Annotated in this window: 26 protein-coding genes; 8 read left to right on the top strand and 18 right to left on the bottom strand. The window is 69.5% G+C overall.

The features are described 5' to 3' along the window. Positions 1–24: 24 nt before the first annotated feature. The 5 genes from KALB_RS37305 to KALB_RS37325 all read left to right on the top strand — a co-directional run bounded on the left by KALB_RS37305 (position 25) and on the right by KALB_RS37325 (position 5,912). Positions 25–1,023: an ABC transporter permease gene (locus tag KALB_RS37305; RefSeq protein ID WP_025360780.1), complete on the top strand. Its 999-nt coding sequence runs from the start codon at positions 25–27 to the stop codon at positions 1,021–1,023. Between the two features lie 48 nt (positions 1,024–1,071). Continuing rightward, positions 1,072–2,826, top strand: coding sequence for an ABC transporter substrate-binding protein (locus KALB_RS37310; protein ID WP_025360781.1), 1,755 nt, complete (start codon positions 1,072–1,074; stop codon positions 2,824–2,826). Between the two features lie 62 nt (positions 2,827–2,888). Continuing rightward, positions 2,889–3,902: an ABC transporter permease gene (locus KALB_RS37315; protein ID WP_025360782.1), complete on the top strand. Its 1,014-nt coding sequence runs from the start codon at positions 2,889–2,891 to the stop codon at positions 3,900–3,902. Then, a complete protein-coding gene (locus KALB_RS37320) occupies positions 3,899–4,909 on the top strand; it encodes an ABC transporter ATP-binding protein (protein ID WP_025360783.1) in 1,011 nt (336 codons plus the stop codon). Before KALB_RS37315 ends, KALB_RS37320 begins: the two co-directional genes overlap by 4 nt. 10 nt (positions 4,910–4,919) lie before the next feature. Continuing rightward, positions 4,920–5,912 carry an ABC transporter ATP-binding protein gene (locus KALB_RS37325; protein ID WP_025360784.1) on the top strand — a complete coding sequence of 331 codons (993 nt, stop codon included), beginning with the start codon at positions 4,920–4,922 and terminating at the stop codon, positions 5,910–5,912. A gap of 63 nt (positions 5,913–5,975) precedes the next feature. On the opposite strand, the gene KALB_RS37330 is transcribed toward KALB_RS37325, so the two are convergent. Together KALB_RS37330 and murA are read right to left on the bottom strand one after the other, a co-directional pair. Next, positions 5,976–7,967, bottom strand: a complete 1,992-nt coding sequence (locus KALB_RS37330) for a protein meaA (RefSeq protein WP_025360785.1) — start codon at positions 7,965–7,967, stop codon at positions 5,976–5,978. Between the two features lie 146 nt (positions 7,968–8,113). Further along, positions 8,114–9,382 (bottom strand): UDP-N-acetylglucosamine 1-carboxyvinyltransferase, encoded by a 1,269-nt coding sequence (gene murA, locus KALB_RS37335; RefSeq protein WP_025360786.1) that lies wholly within the window; start codon positions 9,380–9,382, stop codon positions 8,114–8,116. A gap of 347 nt (positions 9,383–9,729) precedes the next feature. Here murA and KALB_RS37340 point away from each other — a divergent pair, with 347 nt between their 5' ends. The 3 genes from KALB_RS37340 (at position 9,730) to KALB_RS37350 (ending at position 11,725) form a co-directional block, all read left to right on the top strand. Next, positions 9,730–10,692 (top strand): helix-turn-helix transcriptional regulator, encoded by a 963-nt coding sequence (locus tag KALB_RS37340; RefSeq protein WP_025360787.1) that lies wholly within the window; start codon positions 9,730–9,732, stop codon positions 10,690–10,692. Positions 10,693–10,732: 40 nt separating this feature from the next. Next, entirely contained in the window at positions 10,733–11,041 is a 309-nt protein-coding gene (locus tag KALB_RS37345) for a DUF7489 domain-containing protein (RefSeq protein ID WP_201771862.1), read from the top strand. Positions 11,042–11,152: 111 nt separating this feature from the next. Further along, positions 11,153–11,725: a cob(I)yrinic acid a,c-diamide adenosyltransferase gene (locus KALB_RS37350; protein ID WP_025360789.1), complete on the top strand. Its 573-nt coding sequence runs from the start codon at positions 11,153–11,155 to the stop codon at positions 11,723–11,725. Between the two features lie 42 nt (positions 11,726–11,767). On the opposite strand, the gene KALB_RS37355 is transcribed toward KALB_RS37350, so the two are convergent. From KALB_RS37355 to KALB_RS37430, 16 genes are all read right to left on the bottom strand, one after another. Next, positions 11,768–13,084 carry an ABC transporter permease gene (locus KALB_RS37355; RefSeq protein ID WP_030111288.1) on the bottom strand — a complete coding sequence of 439 codons (1,317 nt, stop codon included), beginning with the start codon at positions 13,082–13,084 and terminating at the stop codon, positions 11,768–11,770. A 5-nt stretch (positions 13,085–13,089) separates the two neighbouring features. After that, a complete protein-coding gene (locus KALB_RS37360; protein ID WP_025360791.1) occupies positions 13,090–13,764 on the bottom strand; it encodes an ABC transporter ATP-binding protein in 675 nt (224 codons plus the stop codon). Beyond that, positions 13,761–14,777: a permuted SH3 domain-containing protein gene (locus tag KALB_RS37365; protein WP_052360514.1), complete on the bottom strand. Its 1,017-nt coding sequence runs from the start codon at positions 14,775–14,777 to the stop codon at positions 13,761–13,763. Before KALB_RS37365 ends, KALB_RS37360 begins: the two co-directional genes overlap by 4 nt. A 116-nt stretch (positions 14,778–14,893) precedes the next feature. Then, positions 14,894–15,325 (bottom strand): DUF2550 domain-containing protein, encoded by a 432-nt coding sequence (locus KALB_RS37370; protein WP_025360793.1) that lies wholly within the window; start codon positions 15,323–15,325, stop codon positions 14,894–14,896. A gap of 25 nt (positions 15,326–15,350) precedes the next feature. Continuing rightward, positions 15,351–15,716 (bottom strand): F0F1 ATP synthase subunit epsilon, encoded by a 366-nt coding sequence (locus KALB_RS37375; RefSeq protein WP_025360794.1) that lies wholly within the window; start codon positions 15,714–15,716, stop codon positions 15,351–15,353. Positions 15,717–15,853: 137 nt separating this feature from the next. Then, complete coding sequence (gene atpD, locus KALB_RS37380) at positions 15,854–17,278, bottom strand: F0F1 ATP synthase subunit beta (RefSeq protein WP_025360795.1); 1,425 nt, start codon at positions 17,276–17,278, stop codon at positions 15,854–15,856. Position 17,279: 1 nt separating this feature from the next. After that, entirely contained in the window at positions 17,280–18,206 is a 927-nt protein-coding gene (locus KALB_RS37385; RefSeq protein ID WP_025360796.1) for a F0F1 ATP synthase subunit gamma, read from the bottom strand. An 11-nt stretch (positions 18,207–18,217) separates the two neighbouring features. Continuing rightward, positions 18,218–19,864: a F0F1 ATP synthase subunit alpha gene (gene atpA, locus KALB_RS37390; protein ID WP_025360797.1), complete on the bottom strand. Its 1,647-nt coding sequence runs from the start codon at positions 19,862–19,864 to the stop codon at positions 18,218–18,220. A 55-nt stretch (positions 19,865–19,919) separates the two neighbouring features. Further along, on the bottom strand, positions 19,920–20,753 hold the full coding sequence (locus KALB_RS37395; RefSeq protein WP_030107926.1) for a F0F1 ATP synthase subunit delta: 834 nt from the start codon (positions 20,751–20,753) through the stop codon (positions 19,920–19,922). Positions 20,754–20,765: 12 nt separating this feature from the next. Further along, positions 20,766–21,308: a F0F1 ATP synthase subunit B gene (locus KALB_RS37400; protein ID WP_030107927.1), complete on the bottom strand. Its 543-nt coding sequence runs from the start codon at positions 21,306–21,308 to the stop codon at positions 20,766–20,768. 27 nt (positions 21,309–21,335) lie between these two features. Continuing rightward, complete coding sequence (locus tag KALB_RS37405; RefSeq protein WP_025360800.1) at positions 21,336–21,557, bottom strand: ATP synthase subunit c family protein; 222 nt, start codon at positions 21,555–21,557, stop codon at positions 21,336–21,338. A gap of 51 nt (positions 21,558–21,608) precedes the next feature. Beyond that, the gene (gene atpB, locus KALB_RS37410; protein ID WP_025360801.1) at positions 21,609–22,391 is read right to left on the bottom strand and encodes a F0F1 ATP synthase subunit A; all 783 of its coding nucleotides are present in this window, start codon (positions 22,389–22,391) and stop codon (positions 21,609–21,611) included. A gap of 334 nt (positions 22,392–22,725) precedes the next feature. Further along, positions 22,726–23,190, bottom strand: a complete 465-nt coding sequence (locus KALB_RS37415; RefSeq protein WP_025360802.1) for a Cg1360 family ATP-synthase-associated protein — start codon at positions 23,188–23,190, stop codon at positions 22,726–22,728. Next, the gene (locus KALB_RS37420) at positions 23,187–24,350 is read right to left on the bottom strand and encodes a glycosyltransferase family 4 protein (protein ID WP_025360803.1); all 1,164 of its coding nucleotides are present in this window, start codon (positions 24,348–24,350) and stop codon (positions 23,187–23,189) included. Before KALB_RS37420 ends, KALB_RS37415 begins: the two co-directional genes overlap by 4 nt. A gap of 181 nt (positions 24,351–24,531) precedes the next feature. After that, entirely contained in the window at positions 24,532–25,179 is a 648-nt protein-coding gene (locus KALB_RS37425; RefSeq protein WP_025360804.1) for an L-threonylcarbamoyladenylate synthase, read from the bottom strand. A gap of 11 nt (positions 25,180–25,190) precedes the next feature. Then, positions 25,191–26,018 carry a tetratricopeptide repeat protein gene (locus KALB_RS37430; RefSeq protein ID WP_025360805.1) on the bottom strand — a complete coding sequence of 276 codons (828 nt, stop codon included), beginning with the start codon at positions 26,016–26,018 and terminating at the stop codon, positions 25,191–25,193. Positions 26,019–26,075 lie beyond the last annotated feature (57 nt).

A 26,075-nucleotide genomic window follows, 5' to 3' on the forward strand; every position in this document is an offset into this window, starting at 1 on the left:
AGCTGCCCAACCGGGGGTGAGGCGATGACGGCGCCCATGGACGTACCGAGCTCGGCACCCGAGGCACAGCCAGGGGCCGTGCTCACCGGTGCCGGCGGGTCGATCCAGGGCAGGTCCCTGCGGCAGATCGCCTGGCTGCGGCTCAAGCGGGACCGGGTGGCCATGGCAGGCGGGGTCGTGGTGGCCGTGCTGGTGCTGGCCGCGCTGGCCGCGGGCGTGCTGGACAAGCTGTTCGGGCTCATCCCGACCACCGCGTTCAACCAGGACCTGATCGACCCCGACCTACAGATCCCCAAGGGCGCCTTCGGTGGCATCAGCCTGGCGCACCCGCTGGGCATCGAACCCACCAGCGGCCGGGACCTGCTGGCCCGCATCTTCGCCGGGTCCTGGATCTCGCTGCTGATCGCCTTCCTGGCCACCATGCTCTCGGTGGTCATCGGCACGCTGATGGGCGTGGTCGCGGGCTACTTCGGCGGCTGGGTGGACACCCTGATCAGCAGGCTGATGGACGTGTTCCTGGCCTTCCCGCTGCTGGTGTTCGCGCTGGCGCTGGCCGGGGTGGTGCCGGACAACGCCTTCGGCCTGTCCGGGGACGTGCTGCGCATCGCCCTGCTGATCTTCATCATCGGCTTCTTCAACTGGCCCTACATCGGCCGGATCATCCGCGGGCAAACGCTCTCCTTGCGGGAGCGCGAGTTCGTGGACGCGGCCAAGAGCCTGGGCGCCCGCCAGCCCTACATCCTGTTCCGCGAGCTGCTGCCCAACCTGGCCGCGCCGATCCTGGTCTACTCCACCCTGCTGATCCCGACCAACATCCTGTTCGAGGCGGCGCTGTCCTTCCTCGGTGTCGGCGTACGACCGCCGACCCCCACCTGGGGCGGCATGTTGTCCGACGCGGCGCACTACTACCAGATCGACCCCGAGTTCATGCTCGTGCCCGGTCTGGCCATCTTCGTCACCGTGCTGGCGTTCAACCTCTTCGGTGACGGCCTGCGCGACGCGCTGGATCCGCGCGCCCGTTGACGCGCAAGCAAGTTCCCACCTTCCCGACTACGAGGGGTGAACCCGCACATGAGAAGAAAGCCCTTAGTGGCGGCGGTCGCCGTCACCGCCGCACTCACCATGGGCCTGAGCGCCTGTGGTGGTGGCACCGGCGGGTCGAGCAGCACGACGGCAGCAGCGTTCAACGCCGGTGTCGGCAAGGTGTTCAACCCCTCCGATGCCAAGGGCGGCACCATCCGCATCGCCAACTCCGGTGACTGGGACTCCCTGGACCCCGCGGACACCTACTACGCCTACTCCTGGAACTTCGTGCGGCTCTACGGGCGCTCGCTGGTGATGTTCGCCTCCGCGCCGGGGGCCGACGGGGCCAAGCTGGTGCCGGACCTGGCCGAGTCGCTCGGCGTGCCCAGCGACAACGCCAAGACCTGGACCTACAAGCTGCGCAAGGGCGTCAAGTACGAGGACGGCTCGGCCGTGACCGCCAAGGACGTCAAGTACGCGGTGGAGCGCTCGCTGGACAAGGACACCTACCCCAACGGCCCCACCTACTTCAACGACTTCCTGGACCTCCAGGGCTACACCAGCCCCTACAAGGACTCCGATCCGAACAAGCTCGGTCTCAAGGCCATCGACACCCCTGACGACCAGACCATCGTGTTCCACCTGCTCAAGCCCTTCAGCGGTTTCGACTACTTCGCCCAGCTCCCGGCGACGATCCCGGTGCCGCAGGCCAAGGACACCGGCACCAAGTACAAGGAGCACGTGGTCGCCACGGGCCCGTACAAGTTCGAGTCCAACAACCTGGGCAAGAACTTCACCCTGGTGCGCAACGACCAGTGGGACCCCAAGACCGACCCGAACCGCAAGGCGCTGCCGGACAAGTACGAGGTCTCGCTCAACGTCAACGCCGACGACATCGACAACCGGCTGATCTCCGGGGACCTGGACGTGGACATCGCGGGCAGCGGCGTGCAGCCCGCCGCCCAGGGCCGCGTGCTCGGCGACCAGGCGCTCAAGGCCAACGCGGACTCCGCGACGGTGGCCCGCATCTGGTACACCTCGATCAACGGTGACGTGGCCCCGCTGGACAACGTGCACTGCCGCCGCGCGGTGGAGTACGCCACCGACAAGGTGGGCTACCAGAACGCCTACGGCGGGCCGACCGGCGGCGAGATCGCGACCAACCTGCTGCCCCCGGTGATCCCCGGCGCGGAGAAGTTCAACCAGTACCCGGCTGGCCCGGACAACAAGGGGGACGTGGCCAAGGCCAAGGAGGAACTCCAGCAGTGCGGGCAGCCCAACGGCTTCACCACCAACATCGCCTACCGCTCCGAGCGGCCCAAGGAGAAGGCCTCCGCCGAGGCGTTGCAGCAGTCGCTGGCCAAGGCGGGCATCACGCTGAACATCAAGCCCTTCCCGACCGGTGACTACTTCAAGCTGTACGCGGGCAAGCCGGACTACGCCAAGAGCAACGGCCTTGGCCTGATGCTCAACGGCTGGGGTGCGGACTGGCCGGACGGCTTCGGCTTCCTCAGCCAGATCGTGGACAGCCGGGTCATCCGCGCCTCCGGCGGCAACACCAACCTCAGCGTGAAGGACCCCGCGGTCGACGCGCTCGTGGACAAGGCACTGTCCACAACGGACACCGCTGCCCGGGAGAAGACCTGGGTGGACGTGGACAAGAAGGTCATGGACGACGCCTACGTGCTGCCCGGCGTCTGGGCCAAGGGCCTGCTGTACCGGCCGAAGAACCTGACGAACGTGTTCGTCACCGACGGATTCCAGATGTACGACTACCTGGCGCTCGGGACGACTCGGAAGTAGGTGAAGGCACTGGTCACCGGCGGCGCGCTGACCCGCGCCGCCGGTGACCGCAGCCGAACTCGGTGGCCACATACATCGTTCGACGCCTGATCGGCGCGGTGCTGCTGCTGTTCGTGGTCAGCATCGTCACGTTCACGATCTTCTTCCTGGTGCCCCGGCTGGGTGGGGCGACCGCGGACGACCTCGCCTCCCGCTACGTGGGCAAGACCGCGGGGGCCGAGCAGATCCACCAGATGGCGGTGAAGCTGGGCTTCACCGACCCGCTGTGGGTGCAGTACGGGCGGTTCGTCGGGGGCCTGTTCGTCGGTGCCGACTACAGCACCGGCCCGACCACCGTGCACTGCCCGGCGCCCTGCTTCGGCTACTCCTTCATCACGCAGAACCCGGTGCTGCCCGACCTGCTCGACCGGCTGCCGGTGACCCTGTCGCTGGCCGCGGGTGGGGCCGTGATCTGGCTGCTGTTCGGTGTGGCCACCGGCGTGCTCTCCGCGCTGCGCAAGGGAAGCGTTTTCGACCGCGCCGCGATGAGCGTGGCGCTGGCCGGGGTCTCGCTGCCCATCTTCTTCACCGGCCTGCTGTCGCTGTCGATCTTCAGCTACGGGCTGGGCATCACCCCGCCCGGCGGCAGCTACGTGCCGTTCACGGAGAACCCGTTGCAGTGGGCGTACTCGCTGATCCTGCCCTGGATCACGCTGGCCTTCCTGTACGCGGCGGGCTACGCCCGGCTGACCAGGGCGGGCATGTTGGAGACGATGAACGAGGACTACATCCGCACCGCGCGGGCCAAGGGCCTGCCGGAGCGGACCGTGGTGGTCAAGCACGGGCTGCGCGCCGCGCTCACCCCGATCGTCACGATCTTCGGCCTGGACCTGGGTCTGCTGCTCGGCGGGGCGGTGCTCACCGAGAGCACCTTCTCGCTGCCGGGGCTGGGCAAGTACGCGGTGGACGCGATCGTCAACAACGACCTGCCCAAGGTGCTCGGCGTGACGCTGGTCGCCGCGGCCTTCATCGTGTTCGCCAACCTGGTTGTGGACCTGCTCTACGCCGTCATCGACCCGAGGGTGCGTGTGGCATGACCTTCCTGGACGTCCGTGACCTGCGGGTGCACTTCCCCACCGACGACGGGCTGGTCAGGTCCGTGGACGGCCTGTCCTACCGGCTGGAGCGCGGCAAGACGCTCGGCATCGTGGGCGAGTCCGGCTCGGGCAAGTCGGTGTCCAGCCTCGCCGTGCTCGGACTGCACAAGCGGGCGCGGATCAGCGGGGAGATCTGGCTGGACGGCGAGGAACTGGTCGGCGCCGACGAGGAGCACGTGCGCGGGCTGCGCGGCAAGAAGATGGCGATGATCTTCCAGGACCCGCTGTCGGCCATGCACCCGTACTACACCGTGGGCCAGCAGATCGTCGAGGCGTACCGGATCCACCACAGGGTGTCCAAGGCGGTGGCCCGCAAGCACGCCATCGAGATGCTCGACCGGGTCGGCATCCCGCAACCCAACTCGCGGGTGGACGACTACCCGCACCAGTTCTCCGGCGGTATGCGGCAGCGCGCGATGATCGCCATGGCACTGTCCTGCGACCCGGAGCTGCTCATCGCCGACGAGCCGACCACCGCACTGGACGTCACGGTGCAGGCGCAGATCCTGGACCTGATCCGGGACCTGCAACGCGAGTTCGGCTCGGCGGTCGTGATCATCACCCACGACCTGGGCGTGGTCGCCGAGCTGGCCGACGACATCCTGGTGATGTACGGGGGCCGCTGCGTGGAGAACGGGCCGAGCACGGAGATCTTCGACAACCCGCAGCACCCCTACACCTGGGGCCTGCTCGGCTCGATGCCCCGGCTGGACCGGGAACGCTCCGACCGGCTGATGCCGATCAAGGGCACCCCGCCGAGCCTGATCAACGTGCCCAGCGGCTGCGCGTTCCACCCCCGGTGCGCCTACGCCGAGCTGGTCGGTGGCGCGTGCGGCTACGAGGTGCCGCAGCTGCGCGAGGTGGGCGGCGGCCACCAGGTGGCCTGCCACCTCAGCCAGGAGCAGCGCCACCGGGTGTGGCACACCGAGATCGAGCCCAACCTGTGAACGAGCTGGAGTGAGCACTGTGGACGAGCTACTGACGGTTTCGGGGCTGGAGAAGCACTTCCCCGTCCGCCGCGGCCTGCTCCAGCGCAGGACCGGTGCGGTCAAGGCGGTGGACGGCCTGGACTTCACGGTCAACAGCGGGGAAACCCTCGCGCTGGTCGGCGAATCCGGCTGCGGCAAGACCACCACCGGTCGGCTGCTGACCCGGCTGCTGGCGCCCAGCGCGGGGCGCATCGAGTTCGAGGGCCGCGACATCACGCACCTGTCCACGGCCGCGCTGCGCCCGCTGCGCAGGGACATCCAGATGATCTTCCAGGACCCGTACAGCTCGCTGAACCCCCGGCACACCGTGGGCACCATCGTGGGCGCCCCGTACCGGTTGCAGAAGGTGCAGACCCCGCAGGGCACCAAGCGGGCCGTGCAGGACCTGCTGGAACTGGTCGGGCTCAACCCCGAGCACTACAACCGGTACCCGCACGAGTTCTCCGGCGGGCAGCGCCAGCGCATCGGCATCGCGCGCACCCTGGCCCTCAAACCGAAGCTGATCGTGGCCGACGAGCCGGTGTCCGCGCTGGACGTGTCCATCCAGGCCCAGGTCGTCAACCTGTTGGAGGACCTCCAGAACGAGCTGGGCCTGACCTACGTGATGATCGCGCACGACCTGTCCGTGGTGCGGCACATGTCCGACCGGGTCGCCGTGATGTACCTGGGCAAGATCGTGGAACTGGCCGAGCGCACCGCCCTGTACGAGCGGCCCATGCACCCCTACACGGTGGCGCTGCTGTCCGCCGTGCCGATCCCCGACCCGCGGCGCCGGGAGGGCCGCGAGCGCATCCGGCTCACCGGGGACGTGCCCAGCCCGCTCAACCCGCCGCCCGCCTGCCGGTTCCACACCCGGTGCTGGAAGGCCCAGGACAAGTGCCGGACCGTCGAGCCCCCACTCCTCGAACTGGCCCCCGGCCACCAAACCGCCTGCCACTACCCCGAGAACCCGCCCACCTGAGTGCCAGGAAAGTGCCGTTCGCGGCACTGGATGCCGCGAACGGCACTTTCCTGGCACCGGCGGCTACAGCTCGTGGGCCTCGCGCACGACGTTCACGATCTCGTCCATGATCTGGGTCAGCTCGTAGTCCTTGGGCGTGAACACCCTGGCGATGCCGCGCTCGACCAGCACCGCGGCGTCCTCCGGCGGGATGATGCCGCCGACGATCACCGGGATGTCCCCCGCACCGGCCGCGCGCAGGCCCTCGACCACGGCGGGCACGACCTCCAGGTGCGAGCCCGACAGGATGGACAGGCCCACCACGTGCACGTCCTCCTGCACGGCGGCGGCCACGATCTGCGCGGGGGTCAGCCGGATGCCCTGGTAGATCACCTCGAAGCCGACGTCGCGGGCCCGCACGGCCACCTGCTCGGCCCCGTTGGAGTGCCCGTCCAGCCCGGGCTTGCCCACCAGCATGCGCAGCCGCTCACCGAGGTCACGGCCGGTCTGCTGCACGCGTTCGCGCACGGCGGCGATCGCCTCACCGGCCTCGCCCGCGGCCGACGCGGCGGAAACCCCTGTGGGAGCACGGTATTCGCCGAACGCCTCGCGCAGGGCCGCCGACCACTCGCCGGTGGTGACGCCCACCTGGGCGCAGGCGATGCTGGCCTCCATCAGGTTCTCGCCGGACTTGGCGTCGTCGCGCAGCCTGATCAGCGCGGCGTCCACCGCGGCGGAATCCCTGCCGGCACGCCAGTTCTGCACGGCGTCCACGGCCTGCTTCTCCACCGCGGGGTCGATCGTCTCGATCGAGGAGGCACCCTCGGCCTGCAACGGGGATGGCTCGGTGGTGTCGAACTTGTTGACGCCCACGATGACGTCCTCACCGGCCTCCAGCCGACGCCTGCGCTCGGCCAGCGAGCTGACCAGCGCGGACTTCATGTAGCCGCTCTCGACCGCGGCCACCGCCCCGCCCATGCCCTGCACGCGGTCGATCTCCTCGCGCGCACCGGCCAGGATCTCCTCGACCTTGGCCTCGATCACCGTTGAGCCGTCGAAGATGTCCTCGTACTCCAGCAGGTCCGTCTCGTAGGCGAGCACCTGCTGCATGCGCAGCGCCCACTGCTGGTCCCACGGGCGTGGCAGGCCCAGCGCCTCGTTCCACGCGGGCAACTGGATCGCGCGGGCACGGGCGTTGCGCGACAGCGACACCGCGAGCATCTCCAGCACGATGCGCTGCACGTTGTTCTCCGGCTGCGCCTCGGTCAGCCCCAGGGAGTTGACCTGCACCCCGTAGCGGAAACGCCGCTGCTTGGGGTCGGCGACCCCGTAGCGGTCACGGGTGACCTCGTCCCAGAGCTGCGCGAAGGCCCGCATCTTGCACATCTCCTCGACGAAGCGCACGCCCGCGTTCACGAAGAACGAGATGCGCGCGACGACCTCGCCCATGCGCTCCTGCGGCACCTGGCCGGAGTCGCGCACCGAGTCCAGCACCGCGATCGCCGTGCACATGGCGTAGGCGATCTCCTGCACCGGTGAGGCGCCCGCCTCCTGGAGGTGGTACGAGCAGACGTTGATCGGGTTCCACTTGGGCACGTTGGCCACGGTCCAGGCCACCATGTCGGTGATCAGCCGCAGGCTCGGCCCCGGCGGGAACACGTAGGTGCCCCGCGACAGGTACTCCTTGATGATGTCGTTCTGCGTGGTGCCCGCCAGCGTGCCGGGGTCGGCGCCCTGCTCACGGGCCACGCTCACGTAGAGCGACAGCAGCCACATGGCCGTCGCGTTGATGGTCATCGAGGTGTTCGCCGTGGCCAGCGGGATCTGGTCGAACAGCTGGCGCATGTCCCCGATGTGCGCGATCGGCACGCCCACCTTGCCGACCTCACCGCGGGCCAGCTCGTGGTCGGAGTCGTAGCCGGTCTGCGTCGGCAGGTCGAAGGCCACCGACAGGCCGGTCTGCCCCTTGGCGAGGTTGCGGCGGTACAGCGCGTTGGACGCCGCGGCCGAGGAATGACCCGCGTAGGTCCGCATCACCCAGGGACGATCCCGTTCTCGGTCGCTCGGGTAAGGCACGGCCCACCTCCGGTCACTGCGTCGTGTGCCGACAGCGTACTGGGCAGTAACCTGATTCTAGGCCGTGCAATTGCTCACACGCAGTGCGTGACCGATTCATGTCGCGTGCCGCTCGCAGGGCGGCACGCGACATGAATCGGTGCAGGTCAGCGCTCAGGTGGTGCGGCCACGCGCTGCACGTTGGCGCCCAGCCGCTGCATGTTCTCCACGAACTGGGGGTAGCCGCGGTCGATGTGGAACACGTCCCACACCTCGGTGACGCCCTCGGCGCACAGACCGGCCAGCACCAGGCCGACCCCGGCGCGGATGTCGGAGGCCCACACCGGGGCACTGGACAGCTTGGCCACGCCCCGGATGACGGCGTGGTGGCCGTCGGTGCGGGCGTCGGCCCCGAGCCGGACCATCTCCTCCACGAACCGGAACCGGGACTCGAACAGGTTCTCGGTGATCATGGAGGTGCCCTCGGCCACGGTGGCCATCGCGATGGCGAAGGGCTGTAGGTCGGTGGCGAAGCCGGGGTAGGGCAGGGTCACGAAGTCCACCGCGCCGGGACGGCCCGCCATCGCCACGCGGAAGCCGTCCTCCAGCACCGTGACCTCGGCACCGGCCATGCGCAGCTTCTCCAGGACCAGGTCCAGGTGGTGCGGGTCCACCCCGCGCACGGTGATGTCGCCCCCGGTCACGGCGGCGGCGAAGCCCCAGGTCGCGCCCACGATCCGGTCACCGATGACCCGGTGCTCGGTGGGTTGCAGGCTGGGCACCCCGTGCACGGTCAGCGTGGAGGTGCCCGCGCCCTCGATCTTGGCGCCCATCTGCGCCAGCATCCGGCACAGGTCCACGATCTCCGGCTCGCGTGCCGCGTTGTCGATCACCGTCGTGCCGTTGGCCAGCACCGCGGCCATCAGGATGTTCTCGGTGGCGCCCATGCTCGGGAAGTCCAGCCAGATCTGCGCCCCGTGCAGGTCCTCGGCCTCGGCGACCACGCAGCCGTGCTCGATGGAACTGGTCGCGCCCAGCTGGCGCAGCCCGCTCTGGTGCATGTCCAGCGGCCGGGAGCCGATCGCGTCACCGCCGGGCAGCGCGACGACCGCCCGCTTGCAGCGGCCCACCAGCGGCCCCAGCACGCACACCGAGGCGCGCAGCTTGCCCACCGCTGGCGAGACGGCCTCGTGGCTGAGCTCGGCGGGGGTGGTGATGACCACGGTGGTGCCGTCGACGTGTGCCTGGCAGCCCAGACTCCGCAGCACCTCGGCCATCAGCGGCACGTCGAGGATCTCCGGGCAGTTCGTGAGCGTGGTGGTTCCCTCGGCGAGCAGGGCTGCGGCCATCAGCTTCAGCACGCTGTTCTTGGCCCCGGCGACCTCTACCTCACCGGCGAGCCGTGCACCGCCCTCGACCCGGAAGTGCTCGCTCAACAGTTCTTCTCCTCGTGACGCTGTGATGACGGCGGCCCTTCGCATCGTACGGATGCAGGAGTTGACGTCTCGCACTGGAGTTCGGTTGCGCTGCCGCGGCGGGGCCTCGCCACCAGGGGCGCGCCGACGAACCTGAGGACCGCGCGCCCATGTCGATGCGGGGTCGCGCGTGGACCTCGACGAGGGGCCCACTCGCCAGCTCGGGCTGCTGCGCACGCCGGGGTCCCACATCGTCCGGGCGGAGCAACCTGTCCCGGACCTGCCCCCAACCGCGTAGTGTGCCCCCGAAGCCACGATCTCCCTGCTGACCTGGGCAAGCTGACAGCCACACTGGCGGCGGGGACACCATGGGACCAGACTTCGAAAGCCACAACCTGGACGAGATCCAGGAATTCATCGCCGAGACCTACGCGTCGATACGGTTCACGACCCGCTCCCAAGATCAGAACTACTTTCGGACCAAGCGGAATCCGTTGGGGCCGATCAGCCTGGATCGGCTCGACTACAGTTTCGAGGCGGACTACGCCGTCGAACCGCTGGGCCGCATCGCCCTGTTCGGGGTGGAGTCCGGTTCCTTCCCGCACGTGGAGACCGGGGGCGTGCAGGACAGCCACGGCGTGGGCGAGGTGTTCCTGGCCGCTCAGCCCGACCGGCCCTACTCCGGCTGCGAACGCCGTGCCCGGTTCAGCCTCACCCTGCTGGATCCCGCGTTGCTGTCCCAGGTGGCCACGACCGCACCCGGCCGCACGGACACCCCGGTGCGGTTGACCGGCTACCGGCCGGTCTCCCCGGGCGCCGGCCAGCACCTGCTGCGCACCATCACCTTCCTGCGCGACCACGTCATCCCCGCCCCGGCATTCCGGGACGCGCCGTTGATCACCTCCACCGCACCCCAACTGCTGGCGGCCACGGTGCTGGCCACCTTCCCCAACACCGCGCTGCTTGACCCCACCATCGAGGACCGCCACGACGCCCACCCCGCCACTCTGCGGCGCGCCATGGCGTTCATCGACAACCACGCCCACCGCGACATCAGCGTCTCCGACATCGCCGCCGCCGTGCACGTCACCATCCGCACGCTGCAATACGCCTTCCGCCGCCACCGCGGCACCACCCCGATGGGCTACCTCCGCCAGGTCCGCCTGCACCACGCCCACCAAGAACTGCTGGTCACCGACCCCACCACCGGGGCCACGGTCACCGAGATCGCCGCCCGCTGGGGCTTCTTCCACCCCGGCCGCTTCGCCCACTACTACCGCCACACCTACGGCCAGCCACCGACTCGGACCCTGCTCCGCGACTTCCGCTGACCGCTGCCCGACTCAGGCCCCACAAGGGGTGGCACGGCCGTTGGACACGGGCATCAACCAGGTGGTGGATGGAGGTCTACCCGCCTGGTCGAGTTGTGCGGTCGTGGTGGTCTCGCAGACTGGCGACATGTTCACATCACGACAGCCCGCCCCGGACGAGGCGTGGGAAGGCGTAGTCCTCGACAAGTCGCGCGGTATGACCGACGGCTCAAACATGTACCGCTACCTCACGGTGCGGTTGTCCACCAGCGAGACAAAGAAGATCAGGGTCGACCGCGGCCTGTGGGACTCCGTCGCCGAGGGGGACGGGATCGTCAAGCAGGCCGGCTCGAACCCGGTGAAGAAGTGAGGCCACGGTCCTACCGGCCGAGCGGCCCCGCGTGCTCGTCGGCATGGGAACGCCAATGTGAACATGCGTTCGATCACCACGCGAAAGTCGGTACGGGCTAGGGTCGGCAGCATGTCCGTGCATCTGACCCGCATCTACACCCGTGTCGGCGACGACGGCACCACCGCGCTCGGTGACGGCAACCGGGTGCCCAAGACCTCGCCCCGGTTGGCCGCCTACGCCGACGTGGACGAGACCAACGCGAGCATCGGCGTGGCACTGGCACTCGGCGGCCTCACCGAGGAGCTGACCGAGGTGCTGCGGCAGGTGCAGAACGACCTGTTCGACGTGGGCGCGGACCTGTGCGCCCCGGTCGTGCCCGATCCGAAGTACCCGCCGCTGCGGATCACCCAGCCCTACATCGACCGGCTCGAGGGCTGGTGCGACGAGTTCAACGGCCGGCTGGCCAAGCTCAGCTCGTTCATCCTCAACGGCGGCACGCCCGGCGCCGCGCTGCTGCACCAGGCCCGCACCGTGTCCCGGCGCGCCGAGCGCAGCGCGTGGGCGCTGATCGAGGTGGAGGCCGAGCAGACCAACCTGCTGGCCGCGAAGTACCTCAACCGGCTGTCCGACCTGCTGTTCATCCTGGCGCGGGTGGCCAACCCGGACGGCGACGTGCTCTGGCGCCCGGGCGCCAACGGCTGACGGCCAGGGGAACCGCACTCACGGGTGCGGTTCCCCGCGCCGTCACGCCCGCATCACCGTGGCGATCGGGATGCGGGCGGCCCGCAGGGCGGGGATGCTGCCGCCGAGCACACCCGCGACCAGGCCGGCGATGATCCCGGCGACGGCTGCCTGCCAGGGGAAGGACAGGTCGCGCAGGAAGGCCATGCGCCCACTGCCCAGCAGGGGCACGGCGATCTTGAACGCGAGCGCGCCGACCCCGATGGCGGCGCCCGCGGTGAACAGGCCGGTCAGCAGGGTCTCGGCGAGCACGATGCCCGCGAGCAGCAGCCGGGAGGTGCCCACGGCTCTGCGCAGCGCGAACTCCTCGACCCGCTCGCCAACGGTGGCCAGCCCGACGTTGAGGATGGCCGCCACGCCGATGAGCAGCACCAGTGCGGCCATGCCCAGGAAGATCCAGCGCATCAGGTTCAGGGTGCTGGCCGCGCGCGCCCTGGACTGCACGAGCTCGGTGCGCAACTGGCTCGGGTCGACCCCGTTGGCCGCCAGCCTGGACTTGAGCACTCGCTCCACATCGGTACCGGCCCCCGACAGCAACACGCTCGTGCCGCCGCCGAAGCGCGGATCGGGTGCGCCGGCCGTGGCGGTCGTGCTGGGCACCCAGTTGCTCAGCTCGTCCTGGCGCACGTAGGCGGCGGCCCCGTAGCCCCCGTCGTCCACCACCCCGATGATCTGCGGGGTCGGGTCGGCGGTCGCGCCGGCGATCCGCATCTGGGCGGGCACCCGGTAGCGCTGGAAACCGACCGCCGCCTGCTTGTTCAGCACGATGCGGGGCGCCAGCGAGGGCGCCGAGTCGAAGTCCAGCCACCGGCCGGACTCCTGCCGGTACGGCCGGAACTGCCGCACGTCCCCGGTCAACGAGGTCAGCCGCACCTCGATCGCCACGCCCTTGGGCACGGACTGGTCCTCGCCGCTGGTGCAGTTGCCCTGGGAGTCGCAGGTCATCGGATAGCCGTAGCCCCCGGCGCCCGGCCCCTCGAACGGGCTGGCCCCGGGGTTGAGCGCCCGCACCCCCGGTTCACCGATGGTCGCGGAGGTGCTGCGCATGGCCACCGCGTCGGACCGCCCGGTCAGGGTCTCGGCCAGTACCTGAGGAACCTTCGGGTTGCTGGGCACGAAGAGCTGCGCTGTGCCGTCCTTGCCCGAGTTCAGCTCCACGTCGGCGAGCATCGCCCGCTCGGCGACCTGCGACCCGGCCTGCACGACCACGATCGCGAGCACGCCAAGGAACAGGCTCACCATGGACAGGAAGGTGCGCAGCTTGCGGGCGCGGATGCCCTGCACGCCGATGATCAGGGCGGAGCGCAGCTGCCCGGACATGCCGATCACGCGAGCACCCCGTCCCGCAGCCGCAGCACGCGGCCCATCTTGGCGGCGTGGTCCTGGTCGTGGGTGACCAGGATCAGCCCGCACCCCTGGTCGGTGGCCGAGCGCAGCACCTCGACGACCAGGTTGCCGGTCTCCGCGTCCAGTGCGCCGGTGGGTTCGTCGGCGAGCAGGATGCGCGGCTCGCGGACCAGCGCGCGGGCGATGGCCACCCGCTGCTGCTCACCGCCGGACAGCCGCGCGGGCTTGTGCTTGGCCAGGTGCGCGATGCCGACCCGGTCCAGGGCCGCGAGCACGCGGGCCTTGCGCTGCCTGCGCGAGGCCCAGCCCTGCCCGTTGACCAGGGCCATGGCCACGTTCTGCATGGCGGTCAGGTGCTTGAGCAGGAAGAACCGCTGGAACACGAAGCCGAACTCGGCGCTGCGCAGGGCGGCGGCCTTGCGCTCGGGCAGCCGGGTGATGTCCCGGTCGCCGAGCAGGTAGGTGCCCCCGTCCGGGCGGTCGAACAGCCCGATCAGGCTGAGCAGGGTGGACTTGCCCGAGCCGGACCGGCCGAGTATCGCCACACTCTGTCCGCTGTGGACGGTCAGGTCCACGCCCGCGAGGATCGTGCGCGGCTCGTCCTGACCGGTCAGGGTCTTGGTGATGCCGCTGAGCTGGAGCAGCGCGGTCACCGGCCACCCACCGCGGTGGGACCGCCCGGCTGGCCGTTCTGCGGGGCGGCGGGCAGGTTCGGCCCTGGCACGCCCAGGGTCTCCTCCCCGGTCAGCCCCGACTTGACCTCCACCACCTTGCCGTCGGTCAGCCCGAGCACGACCTCGCGGGTCTCCCGGTGGCCGTCGGCGGCGACCACGTCCACCTTGCCCTTGCCCTGCGTGCCCGCGACGGCCTCCACCGGCACCACCAGCGCGTTCTGCGCCCTCTCGGTGACGACCTCCAGGGAGACGGCCGCCCCGTTGATCAGCTTCACGTCCTCGGGGGCCGTGCACACCAGGCGCAGGCCCGTGGGCTCGGACGGCTTGGCCGTGGGCGCCTTGGACCCGGCTGGCGGCGGCAGCGTGATCGGCGCGCGGCCTGGGGTGGTCGGCGGGGCCGGGGCCTGCGGCGGGGCGGGCGGCTCGGGCATCGTGCCGCCGGGCAGGGCGGCGATCGTGCCCAGCGCCGCGCACGGGAACGGCCCGGGGCCGTCCTTGATCTGGGCCTGCACCGAGGCCGTGGCGCTGGAGATCCGGTACGCCTGCGCCCCGTCCAGTTCGGCGACGACCCCGTAGCCGGCCCGCTTGGCGGAGGCGATCGGCATGCCCGCGGTGACGGTGGACCTGTCCTCGACCAACCTGCCCGCGAACGTGGCGCCCGCGGGCACCTCCACCGGGTGCGGCACGCCCGAGGCCCAGATGTTGGCCACCCGCGTGGCCGTGGTCGGCGTGGACTCCGGCTGCTTCACGTCCAGGTAGCGGATCTGCCCGTCCACCGGGGCGACCAGCCCGAAGACCGGGTCGAGCGCGACCTTGCCGGTCAGGCTCACCTTGTTGGCCAGGTCCTGGCGGACGGGCTTGGCGGTGGTGACGGCCTTGCCGCGCTGGGCCAGTTCCGGAACCGACTGGTCTGGTTTGGCCTCACTGCACGCGACGAGCACACCCCCCGCCAGCACGAACACGGCACAGCGGAGCAGGACTCGATTGGGCACCGACAACCCCCACAGTCTCGGCGAAGTGCGCTCATCCGAAGACCTGACGCACAACTGGGGATCATCGTTGCGTATCCGGGACGATCAGTCCCGAAAATGAGCAAACCGCAGAAGGTTCAGGAAGCCCAGGGAATGGAACTGCCCGGAGGGGAGGACTCCAGCCAGGACAGGAAGCCGGTCATGGCGTCCACGCCCATGGCGATCTCCACGATGCCCTCGGGGCCGTGGCAGCTGATGACCATCGAGCCCAGCGGCATGGAGTAGCTCTCCGGGCCGGTGGGCTCGCGGCGCTCGTCGATCTCCAGGCCCTCGCGCCGGATGACCTGGTCGGGGCCGGAGCGCAGGCTCAGCACCCGGTACCAGACGAACTCGTCGCCCCGGTAGCGGCCGACGCCCAGCTGCCAGCCCCGGCCGCTGTCGTCGCGCCGCCCGCGCAGGGCCACGTGCACGCCACCGGCGCGCAGCAGCCTGAGCCTGCGCCAGGCCAGCATCGCTACGACGGCGGCCGTGGCGACCAGGACCACCCCCACGATCCAAGTCACGTCCACGGCCGCGCTGCCCCTCAGCTGAAGATCAGACCGTCTGGCCTGCGGCGCGGAGTCGGGCGGCTGCTCTTGCCCGCTCGTCCTCGTCGCCCTTGTCGAGTTCGGCACGGGCCGCGGCCACGTCGATCTCGTCGGCCAGTTCGGCGGACTCGGCGAGCACGCTCACCCCGTCGCCGGTGACCGAGAGGAAGCCCCCGTGCACCGCGGCGATCACCGTCTCGCCGTCGGTGGTAACGATCTTTACTACGCCGCCTTCGACGAGCTGACCGAGCACAGGCTCGTGACCGGCCATGATGCCGATCTCGCCCTCGGTCGTCTGGGCGACCACCAGCGAGGCGGTGCCGGACCACAGGCGCCGTTCCACGGCGACCAGCTGGACGGACATCTCAGCCACGCGCTTCTCCTTCGTCTGGCGTCGTGAACAGTCTAATGGGTGAGTTGGCGACCTCGGGGGCCAACCCCGGGCGCCACTGACAGCGGAGGCCGGTGCGCCCGTGTGGGCGACACCGGCCTCTGCTCACAGCTCGGGACTCACTTGCCGGTGAGTTCCTTGTACTTCTTCTCCAGGTCCTCCAGGCCACCGCACATGAAGAAGGCCTGCTCGGGCATGTGGTCGAACTCGCCCTTGGCGATGCGGTCGAAGGCCTCGACGGTCTCCTTCAGCGGAACCGTGGAACCCGGCTGGCCGGTGAACTGCTCGGCCGAGTACATGTTCTGCGACAGGAAGCGCTCGATGCGCCGCGCCCGCTGCACCGTGACCTTGTCCTCTTCGGACAGTTCGTCGATACCCAGGATGGCGATGATGTCCTGCAGGTCCTTGTACTTCTGCAGGATGCGCACGACCTCGCGGGCGACGCGGTAGTGCTCGTCGCCGACGATCGCCGGGTTGAGGATCGTCGAGGTGGAGACCAGCGGGTCCACGGCCGGGAAGATGCCCTTGGCGAACACACCGCGGGAGAGCTCCGTGGTGGCGTCCAGGTGGGCGAAGGTCGTGGCCGGCGCCGGGTCGGTGTAGTCGTCGGCGGGCACGTAGATCGCCTGCATCGAGGTGATCGAACGACCACGGGTCGAGGTGATCCGCTCCTGGAGCTCACCCATCTCGTCGGCCAGCGTCGGCTGGTAACCCACGGCCGAGGGCATGCGACCCAGCAGGGTCGACACCTCGGAACCGGCCTGGGTGAACCGGAAGATGTTGTCGATGAACAGCAGCACGTCCTGGTTCTGGACGTCGCGGAAGTACTCGGCCATGGTCAGCGCCGACAGGGCCACCCGCAGACGGGTGCCCGGCGGCTCGTCCATCTGACCGAAGACCAGGGCGGTGTCGTTGATGACCCCGTCCTCGGTCATCTCCAGGATCAGGTCGTTGCCCTCACGGGTGCGCTCACCGACACCGGCGAACACGGAGGTACCACCGAAGTTCCGGGCGACACGGATGATCATCTCCTTGATGAGCACCGTCTTGCCCACACCGGCACCACCGAACAGACCGATCTTGCCACCCTGCACGTACGGGGTGAGCAGGTCGATCACCTTGAGGCCGGTCTCCAGCATCTCGGTGCGGCCCTCGAGCTTGTCGAAGGCGGGCGCCTTGCGGTGGATGCCCCAGTGCTCGGCGTCGGCGGCGTGACCCGGCTCGTCCAGGCAGTCGCCGAGGGCGTTGAACACGTGGCCCTTGACGATGTCGCCGACCGGCACCGAGATCGGCTTGCCGGAGTCGACCACGGCGTGGCCGCGGACCAGGCCGTCGGTGGGCTGCATGGAGATGGTGCGGACCAGGTTGTCACCCAGGTGCTGGGCGACCTCCAGGGTCAGCGTCCGGTCGATGCCCGCCGCGTCGACCTTGACGGTCAGCGCGTTGAACAGCTCGGGAACGGCGTCGCGGGGGAACTCGACGTCGACGACGGCGCCGAGGACGCGAGCGATGCGGCCGGTGCCGCTAGCGGTAGCGGTAGTCATGTCACTCATCACTTCCTGCGGCAGCGAGCGCGTTGGCGCCACCGACGATCTCGCTGATCTCCTGGGTGATCTGGGCCTGGCGGGCCTGGTTGGCCTGAAGGCTGTAGCTGCGGATCAGGTCGTTCGCGTTGTCCGTAGCCGCCTTCATGGCCCGCTGCCGGGAGGCCAGCTCCGAGGCCGCCGACTGCAGCAGCGCCGAGAACAGCCTGGTGTTGACGTACTTCGGCAGCAGCTCGCGGAACAGCGTCTCCGCGTCCGGCTCGAAGGAGTAGGACGGGGTGAGCCTGTCCGGCTCCTCCGTGTACTCCACCTGCATCGGCGCGACCTGGACGGCCACCGGGGCCTGGGTCAGCATCGACTTGTACTCGGTGTAGACGATGTGCAGCTCGTCCACGCCGAGGATGCCGTCGGCCCCCGGGTCGGTGCCCTCGTCGTCCGCGCCCCGCATGAACGCCTCGACCAGGCTCTCGCCGGTGCTCGCCGCGTCGGTGTAGTGCGGGATCTCGGAGAAACCGGTCCAGGAGCCCGCGACCTCACGACGGCGGAAGTTGTAGTAGTTCAGGCCCTTGCGCCCGATCACGTACAACACCGGCGTCTTGCCCTGCTCGCGCAGCAGCGACTGCAGCTCCTCCGCCGCCTTGATGACGTTGGAGTTGTAGCCGCCGCACATGCCCTTGTCGCTGGTGACGACCAGGACACCGGCCCGCTTGGGCTGCTCGCGCGGCACCACCAGCGGGTGGTCCAGTGTGGACGCTCCCGCCAGTGCAGAGAGCACGTTGGTGATCTCGTCGGCGTACGGCTTGGCCGCCGCCATCCGTGCCTGCGCCTTGGGGATGCGCGAGGTGGCGATCAGCTCGTACGCCCTGGTGATCTTCTGCGTCGACTTGACCGTCCTGATCTTCTGACGCAGGACTCGAAGCTCAGCCATGGCTGCTCACGTCACTTCTGGGTGGGAGCGGGCCGGTTGACCTTCACCGACTCGTGCCCGACCTTGTCGGCGTCCATCGCCTCGGCGGCCGGCTCGTTGACCACGGAGCTGCCGTCGGAGGCGGTGAACTGCTGCTTGAAGGCGTTGATGGCGTTGACGAGGCGCTCCTCGTTCTCCGAGCTCAGGTCCTTGGTGTCCCTGATCTCGCTGAGGATGCCCGCCTCGTTGCGGCGCACGTGGTCCAGGAACTCGGACTCGAAGCGGCGCACGTCGGCGACCGGCACGGTGTCCAGGTGGCCACGGGTGCCCACGAAGATCGAGACGACCTGCTCCTCGACCGCGAACGGGCTGTAGGCGGGCTGCTTGAGCAGCTCGACCAGCCGGGCGCCGCGGTCCAGCTGCGACTTGGAGGTCGCGTCCAGGTCGGAGGCGAAGGCGGCGAACGCCTCCAGCTCGCGGTACTGGGACAGGTCCAGTCGCAGCGAACCGGCGACCTTGCGCATGGCCTTGATCTGCGCGGAGCCACCGACTCGGGACACCGACACACCGACGTTCACCGCGGGGCGGACACCCTGGTTGAACAGGTCGGACTCCAGGAAGCACTGGCCGTCGGTGATCGAGATGACGTTGGTGGGGATGTAGGCCGAGATGTCGTTGGCCTTGGTCTCGATGATCGGCAGACCGGTCATCGAACCCGCACCGAGCTCGTCGGACAGCTTCGCGCAGCGCTCCAGCAGACGGGAGTGCAAGTAGAAGACGTCTCCGGGGTAGGCCTCGCGGCCCGGCGGGCGGCGCAGCAGCAGCGAGATCGCGCGGTAGGCCTCGGCCTGCTTGGTGAGGTCGTCGAACACGATCAGGACGTGCTTGCCCTCGTACATCCAGTGCTGGCCGATGGCCGAGCCGGTGTAGGGGGCCAGCCACTTGAAGCCGGCGGGGTCGGAGGCCGGGGCGGCGACGATGGTGGTGTACTCCAGCGCACCGGCGTCCTCCAGCGCCCGCTTGACCGAGGCGATGGTGGAGCCCTTCTGGCCGACCGCGACGTACACGCAGCGCACCTGCTGCTTGGGGTCGCCGGTCTCCCAGGCCTTCTTCTGGTTGATGATCGTGTCGACGCAGACCGTGGTCTTGCCGGTCTTGCGGTCACCGATGATCAGCTGGCGCTGGCCGCGGCCGATCGGGGTCTGCGAGTCGATCGCCTTGATGCCGGTCTGCAGCGGCTCCTTGACCGGCTGCCGCTGCATCACGGTGGCGGCCTGCAGTTCCAGCACGCGGTTGTCGTCGGCGACGATGTCGCCGAGACCGTCGATCGGCTGGCCCAGCGGGTTGACCACGCGGCCGAGGAAGCCGTCGCCGACCGGCACGGAGAGCACCTTGCCGGTCCGCTTGACCTCCTGGCCCTCCTCGATCGACTCGTAGCCGCCGAGGATGACCGCACCGATCTCCCGCACGTCCAGGTTCAGCGCGACGCCCAGGATGCCGCCGGGGAACTCCAGCAGCTCGTTGGTCACCGCCGAGGGCAGGCCCTCGACATTGGCGATGCCGTCACCGGTGGAGGTGACGACGCCGACCTCTTCCCGGTTGACCTCCGGGGAGTAGCTGGTGACGTAGTTCTCGATCGCACTGCGGATCTCGTCCGACGAGATCGTCAGCTCCGCCATGTCGTTCCTGCTCTCACTTCTCTGCTTGGCCAGTGTTGCAAGTCGTGGGGGCCGTTTAGGCGGCCAGTTGGCGGCGAAGCGCTTCCAGGCGCCCTGCCGCGCTGCCGTCGATGACCTCGTCTCCGACCCGGATCACCAGGCCACCGCCGAGATCGGGGTCGATCTCGACGTGGAGCACGATCGGACGCGAGTAGACCCGCGTCAGGGTCGCCGCCAGGCGCTCGTACTGCTGCTCGGTCAGCGGGCTGGCCGTGCGGACGTAGGCGACCGAGCGCTCCCGGCGCTTGGCCGCCGCGGCGGCCAGCTCCTCGAGACCGGCCACCAGGCGACGCCCCCGGGGCAGCACGACGAGCTGCTCCACGAGCTGCTTGGTGACCGGCTCGACCTTGCCCGACACCAGGGTGTCGACCAGGCCGAGCTTGGCCTCGCTGGCACCGTCCCGAGCCGAGAGCAGGCGCTCCAGCTCGGGCTGACCGGCGAGGATCCGGCCGAACCGGAACAGCTCGTCCTCGACCGCGTCCAGCCTGTTCTCCCGCTCCGCCCGCACCAGCAGTGCGGTGCGGGCCAGCGACTCCAGGCCGTCCAGCAGCTCACGGGCGCTGGACCACCGCGCCGTGACCGCGGTGGCGAGCACCTGCAGCGTGGGCTCGCCGACCTTGCCCGCCAGCAGACCGCGGACCAGGGCCTCACGGCCCGCCGGGTCGGAGGAGGCGTCGGCGACGACCCTGCGCAGCCCGTGCTCCCCGGCCAGCAGGCCGACGACCGAGAACAGCTCGTCACCGAGGGCGGTGAGCCCGTCGGGGTCGACACCGTCGACCACGTCGAGCAGCCGCAGCTCGGCTGCGGCCAGGGCGTCCCGGCTCGCGGCGTGCAGTGCGTGCAACGTCATCGTGTCCTCTGCCTACTTGCTCGCGGGCGCCGCGGTGGCGTCCAGCTCGTCGAGGAAGCGGTCCACGGTGCCGCGCCTGCGCGCATCGTCCTCAAGGGACTCGCCGACCACCTTGCCTGCCAGGTCGACAGCGAGGCGGCCGAGCTCGGAGCGCAGCTCGGCGACGATCTGCGCGCGCTGGGCCTGTAGCTGGGCCTGCCCCTGGGCGACGATCCGCGAGGACTCCTCCTGGGCCTGGGCCCGGAGCTCCTCCTTGATCTGCTCGGCCTCGATCCGCGCGTTGTCGCGGATCTTGGCCGCCTCGGCACGTGCGTCGGCCAGCTGCGCCTTGTACTGCGCCAGCGCCTGCTCGGCCTCGGCCTGCGCCTGCTCGGCCTTCTTGATGCCGCCTTCGATCTTGTCCACGCGCTCGGCGTAGAGCTTCTCGAAGCGCGGGACCACCAGCTTGCTCATGAGGAAGAGCAGGATGGCGAAGGCGATCAGACCGATGATGAGCTCGGGAATGCTGGGGATGACCGGGTTCGGCGCTCCCTCAGCAACCAAGAAGTTCGTCACGGCGTCTCCCTACTCGAAGGTCGACCGTCAGGAAGCGAGGAAGAAGAGCACGAAGCCGAGCAGTGCCAGGGCCTCGACCAGAACGAAGGTCTGCCACGCGATACCGATCAGCTTGCCCTGGGCCTCGGGCTGGCGGGCGGTGCCGTTGATGACTGCGGCGAAGATCAGACCAACACCGACGCCGGGGCCGATGGCGGCGAGGCCGTAACCGATGGCGGCGAGGCCCTTGGAAGCGAGTTCGATCTGCACTGGGTTGTTCCCTTTCACACTCGGTCCGCAGACGATGCGGATCGGGGGTCTTTAGTGGCCGTCGGCCAGCGCGCCGCCGATGTAGTTGGCGGTCAGCATGGTGAAGACGTACGCCTGCAGGCACTGGATCAGCAGCTCGAGGAAGCTGAGCCCGATCGCCATCACGTATGCGACAGGCGAGATGAACTTGATGCCGATGACCGACTGTTCGAGGAAGAACGTGCCACCCTCGATGAAGACCAGCAGCATGATGTGACCCGCGAACATGGTCGCGAAGAGCCGGACCGTCAGCGTGATCGGACGGAAGATGAAGGTCGAGACGAACTCGATCGGCGTGTAGAGGATCAGCACGCCCTTGGGCACATCCGGCGGGAACAGCGTCTTGCCGAAGTAGTGGCCGAAGCCGTGCCGCTTGATGCCCACGAAGATGAACAGCACCCAGGCCAGCAGCGCCAGGCCCAGCGGGAACCCGATGTGGGCCATCGTCGGCAGCTGGAAGAACGGGATGAACCCGAACAGGTTGTTCACCAGGATGAAGGTGAACATCGTGAGAAGAAGCGGCAAATACGGGCGCAGGTCCTTGGCCGCGATCTGCTCGCGGCCGATGCCGTTGCGCACGAAGTCGTACAGGTATTCGGAGATGAACTGACCCTTGCCGGGAACCAGCTTCAGGCGCCCCGAGGCGATCACGTAGAACGCGCCGACCAGGATCACCGCCAAGGCGATCTGCAGCACCGGCTTCGTCACCCCGGGCAAGATCTCCGGGTAGAGAAAGCTCTGCGGGCCGGGCGCCACGAACTGCGCGCCACCCTCGGCCACCACAAGCGCGCCCACCTGGGCTCCTTCCGGTTCTCCCACGCTGGCGTGTCACACCACTGGGGGAATCGTCACGATCAGGACTTAACGTACCCGACACACGTCAGGTACAAGGAGGCGGCCCCCCGGCTTCAGGACGTCAGGCACCGTGGGCACTCCACAGGGGTGTCCATGCCTGTCGTCCAGCCCCAGACCGGTCGCGGTAGACCTGGACTGAGGTGGGAGATGACGGTGCAGCCTTCCCGTCCGTCCCCTCGGCCTCCCGGGACGGTCAGGTTCCTGACCCCATCGAGGCGAACTGTAGCAGGCGTCTCAGAACACCCGTACTACGGCTACTGGCCAGTTCGGAAAGTCAGGACTTAGGTCCCGTAGCACCCGTGATCAGGGTCAGGACCTTGGTCTTGCGGAAGCCGATGACCTCGCCCACCGTCCAGACCACCAGGGTCGCCAGCACGGAGTAGGCGAACAGCTTGGAGTCGAACAGGGAGGTGCCCTTGAAGGCCAGCCCGAAGGCCAGCAGGAAGACGAACTTGCCCATGTAGGTGGCCAGGGCGGCGGCCAGCACGACCATGGGCGGCTGGGCCGCGGTCCTGCGCATCACGAACAGGACCAGCATGCCGCCGCCGATGATGACCACCGAGCCGAGCACGGCGGCGATGGCACCGGCCAGCCCGGCGATCACCGAGCAGACGGCGATGGCGAGTACCGCCACGACCGAGGTGGGCAGCAGGGCGTAGCGCCGCATCCCGTGGGCGTAGCGCAGCACAGTTCCCTCGATCGAGTCGAGGGGCGGGAGGGACTTCTCGTCGGTAGTCATCGCACCCGCATGGTACGCAACCGCGGGATGGCCGAAATCAGCAGCGCGAGCAACAGACCTGCCCCGATGCAGATGACAACGATGGCAGTGTTGGGAACCAGCGCGAGCCCGACCGAGCCGAAGGCGAGCAGCCCGGCCCACAGGTAGATCAACAGCACCGCCCGGCGCTGCGAGTGGCCGATCTCCAGGAACCGGTGGTGCAGGTGCATCTTGTCGGCGCTGCCGATGCTCAGGCCCTTCCTGGTGCGGCGGATGATCGCCATGATCAGGTCGAGCAGCGGCACGAACAGCACGGCGGCGACCACCAGCATCGGGGTCAGCAGCGCGATCAGGTCGGTCGGGCCGACCACCGAGTAGTTGAGGTGACCGGAGGCGGAAGTGCTGGCAGCGGCCAGCATGAGGCCGATCAGCATGGAGCCGGAGTCGCCCATGAAGATCTTGGCCGGGTTGAAGTTGTGCGGCAGGAAACCCAGGCAGGCCCCGGCCAGCGCGGCGGAGATCAGGGCGGGCGGGTACAGGTGCACGTCCCCGCCGGACTGGGCGAGCAGGCCCAGGGAGAAGGCGCAGGTGGCGGCGGCGGCGATGAAGCCGATCCCTGCGGCCAGCCCGTCCAGCCCGTCCACGAAGTTCATCGCGTTGATCATCGTGATGGTCAGCAGCAGGGTCAGCACCGCGCCCTGGTTGGGCCCCAGCACGAGCACTGAGCCCAGGCTGCCGTTCTGCGTGTCCCAGGGCACCCAGAAGGCCAGCCACTGCACGCCGAGCAGCACCAGGATGCCCGCCGCGGTCACCTGACCGGCCAGCTTGGTGACCGAGTCCAGTTCGAAGCGGTCGTCCAGGGCACCGACCAGGCTGATCACACCCCCGGCCACCAGCACCGCGAGCGGGTCCCGGGAGAAGGTGAAGGAGTTGCTCAGCACCGGGAGTTGGTGCGCAAGCAGCATCGCGGCCACGACGCCCGCGTACATCGCAACGCCGCCCAGCCGCGGGATCGGCACCACGTGCACGTCGCGGGCGCGCGGCTTGGCCACCGCGCCGATCCTGATGGCCACCAGGCGGACCAGGCTGGTCAGCAGAAAGGTCACCGCGGCCGCGGTGAGCCCGACGAGCAGGTACTCCCGGACGGGGGTCAGACCGGCCGAGGGGAGTACAGGTGAGATACCCACGGGGTGGTCCTGTCGCTCCGAGTCAAGTGCCGCCACCTGTTCGGCGGCTGTGCCCGCAACGCTACCGCTGTCCGCCCACCCGCCCGCCAACGGGCTAGTTGATCATCGCTCGGCCCCGCCAAACCCCGGCGAGTCCCGCTCTGCCGCAGCCGAGTCCCGCTCTCCGGCCGACGGCTCAGGCCAGCTCGACCTGGGTCCCGAGGACTTCGCTCAGCTGTGCCAAGGTCACCGCGCCCTCACGCAGCACGCGCGGCTCGGGACCGGTCAGGTCGACGATCGTGGAGGCCACCCCGTGGTCCACGGTGCCGCCGTCCAGGTACACCGAGACCGAGTCGCCCAGCTGGGACTCGGCGTCGGCCACGGTGGTCGCCGGGGCATAGCCGGAGCGGTTGGCCGAGGACACCGCCATCGGGCCGACCTCGCGCAGCAGCTCGATGGCCACCGGGTGCAGCGGCATGCGCAGGGCCACGGTGCCCCGGGTGTCGCCCAGGTCCCAGTTCAGCGAGGGCGCGTGCTGAAGGATGATCGACAGCGCGCCCGGCCAGAAGGCCTCGATCAGCTGGCGGGCCTGCGTGGGCACGGAGAAGACGAGCCCGTCGATGGTGGTCCAGGAGCCCACCAGCACCGGGATCGGCATGTCCGGGCCACGGCCCTTGGCGGAGAGCAGGGAACGCACCGCCGCCGCGTCGAACGCGTCGCAGCCGATGCCGTACAGGGTGTCCGTGGGCAGCACGACCAGGCGTCCCGAGCGGATGGCCCCCGCCGCGGCGGCCAGTCCGGCTTCGCGGCTGTCCTGTCGACTGCAGTCGTAGATCGTGCTCACGCCAGGGGATGCTATGCCCTGCCCGTGATCGTGCCGAGCGCGACCTGCCAGGCGGGCTGGCGGTACCGGTAGAACAGCCAGAAGACCAGCCCGGTGCCCAGCACCAGCCCGGCCACCAGCAGCGGCACGTTGGCCAGCAGTCCGCCGAGCAGCACCGGCACGACGCCCAGCAGCAGCACGAGTCCCGCGAGCACCAGCGTCGGGCGCTGCTCGCTCCACACCAGCTCGCGGCCCTGCCGGACCTCGGCCTGCAGGGCCTTGGCCGCGGCGATCAGCTGGGCGTCCTCGGTGCCGCTGGCCAGCACCCGCCCGGCGAGCCAGTCGCAGGTGTCCAGCTGGTACTGGGTCGAGATCACCAGCTGACCGCCCCTGCCCTCGGTGCGGACCTCCACGGTGCGCGCGATCAACGCCAGCGCCAGGTAGTAGCCGACCACGGGGTCGCCCGGCCGGGTGCGGGCCAGCACCTCCAGTTCGGCGATGGCGGTGTCGGCGGCCCCGGTGGCCGCCCGCACCATCGCCAGGCCCAGGATCGCCAGCACGGACAGCGGGGCCACCAGCAGCGCCCGCTCGAACTGGTCGGCGGCCCCCGACCAGTCCCGCCGCGCCACGAACACGTCGCCCAGCGCCACGTAGTCGTTGCCGTCCCCGCGCTGGCGGACCGCCTCCCGGAACAGGTCCTCGGCCTGCCCCAGCTCACCGGCCTCCAGCGCCACCCAGCCGCGGGCGAACGGGTCCTCGGGGCGGCTGGAGCGCAGCCCGTCGGGCACCAGTCGCCACTTGGTGGAGATGTCCTTCCACTCACGTGTGGCTCGCCACCCGTTCGGCCCAGCGAGGTTCATCGTGGCGCTCCCCTGGCTACAGTGGTCCCGACAGCCATTCTGCCGCGTCTGCACGAG

Origin of the sequence: Kutzneria viridogrisea DSM 43870 (genome assembly GCF_000525635.1) — a bacterium.
GTDB lineage: Bacteria > Actinomycetota > Actinomycetes > Mycobacteriales > Pseudonocardiaceae > Kutzneria > Kutzneria viridogrisea.